Annotated in this window: 3 protein-coding genes; all 3 read right to left on the bottom strand. The window is 48.1% G+C overall.

Annotation, left to right across the window (positions count from 1 at the left end):
- A partial coding sequence (locus ACOT1A_RS24520; protein WP_159424618.1) for a hypothetical protein occupies nucleotides 1-473 on the bottom strand: 473 nt, incomplete at its 3' end.
- A gap of 10 nt (nucleotides 474-483) precedes the next feature.
- Nucleotides 484-1,053: a trimethoprim-resistant dihydrofolate reductase DfrA19 gene (gene dfrA19, locus ACOT1A_RS24515; RefSeq protein ID WP_000019304.1), complete on the bottom strand. Its 570-nt coding sequence runs from the start codon at nucleotides 1,051-1,053 to the stop codon at nucleotides 484-486.
- Complete coding sequence (locus tag ACOT1A_RS24510; RefSeq protein WP_000645230.1) at nucleotides 1,053-1,517, bottom strand: BRCT domain-containing protein; 465 nt, start codon at nucleotides 1,515-1,517, stop codon at nucleotides 1,053-1,055. Before ACOT1A_RS24510 ends, dfrA19 begins: the two co-directional genes overlap by 1 nt.
- Nucleotides 1,518-1,668: the final 151 nt, after the last annotated feature.

The raw sequence follows: 1,668 nt of genomic DNA, 5'->3' as shown, positions 1-1,668 counted from the left end.
CGTTGCCTGATGGATCCAACCCCTCCGCTGCTATAGTGCAGTCGGCTTCTGACGTTCAGTGCAGCCGTCTTCTGAAAACGACAAACGATGTCAGCCAATAAGTTGTTGTAATAATCGACAAGTGTTTGTTGCAACTCGCCGTCCTGTAAGACTGCATTATCAGTCTGATTCAGGGCGGCTATGGTGTCATTTATACACCATAAACCGATGACGGCTGCACGTAAATCTGTGGATGCTCTTGATGGCGATTCAACGTTTGCTGTCCCACGCATGGCGACAGCATTGTTTAGCCCAGCAATAATCCCATTATAAGTTGGGGGGAGGGGCTCCGACAACTGCAAAGCTATCTTTTCTGTATTGTTTTGGATGTCGTCCGCAAGAATGGTATTCTCGATCAGTTCTCGAGCCAATAATGATGTTTCGAAGCAGACGGCCAACACCGTCTGCTTCGTTTCTGGTTCTTGTTCTTCCACTGCCAGCGCGTTACTGATTGTTACGCACGTAAGTAGCAAAGTGAATGCGCTCTTGAGTCTCATCAACGGTTGCCTCCACAGTCTCGCTGGCACTGGAATCAATGTGAAAATTGTTCTGGATCGGATCAACAGGAATAAATCGATCACAGTCGAACTCTCTTGGAATTATGGTCATGTGCAGTTTCGTTGCTGATGAAAGAGCTTGAATGTACAACTTCTCCCCACCAATGACAGCAATGCGTTGATCGGTATTCTCATACAGGTTGATCACAGCACGAAGATCAGGAACGACAGTAGCGCCTATGACATCTTCTTGTTTTAACGTCGAGGAGATCACGAACGATTCGCGTTCGGGGAGAATTCCTTTCTCCTTGATTCGCTCCTCGGCGCCATCCTTTTCTAACTGCATGTCACGCATGTCAGTATACGTGTGTTTCCCCATAACGCACACGCGGATCTCTTTAGAAATCCGCGTAAATCGCGCCATGTCTTCTTTGCATTTCCATGGAATCTTGCCGCCTTTCCCGAATCCCAACTTAGAATCCACAGCGACTATTAGCTCAAGTTGTGGGTGACTCATTAAAACTCCAAACCAGTCGATGCTGGTTGTTCCAGATATTGCTTACGGAAGGTGGCCAGATCAATCAGTTTGATATTTGCCTTTCCGCTGTTGTTGAGATCGTGCACTTTCTTCAATTTGCCGGAAGATCCGGAAGTGGATGCCGCGATCACCATGGTGGTCTTCGACGAGACTGATGATTGCACTTCACCACCCTCAGCTTCAATCAGCTTCTCCAAGGCCGCGTCACGAAAACCGGTGATCACGATCTTCTCACCGGTAAAACGATCCCCCGAAGTGACCTGCTGTTTGAACCCGATGATTGATTGAATCTTGTTGAATAGCTCGGCATGTTCAGCCATACCTGCAAGCACTTTTGCGGCAGTTTTGTAGCTGAATTTGTCGACGCTAACGATCTGCTCTTCGGTGATGGCATTGAAATCATCCAAGGTCTTAATATCCAAGCCTTCACACAGAGCTTTCATCTTGCGGCGCCCAACGCCGCGCCCAAAGTGGGGCATCGACCCCAACCAAACCGACAGGGGAACACTACTGGGTATAGGAAGTATAAACCACCTTTTTGCTCCTCATCCGAAGTATCTTACCTGAAATTCCCTCACTCGTTTACCGCTCAAG

Source organism: Enterobacter cloacae complex sp. SYL003, assembly GCF_049236925.1.
GTDB lineage: Bacteria > Pseudomonadota > Gammaproteobacteria > Enterobacterales > Enterobacteriaceae > Enterobacter > Enterobacter intestinihominis.
This window is presented reverse-complemented; position numbering and strand designations above follow the sequence as displayed.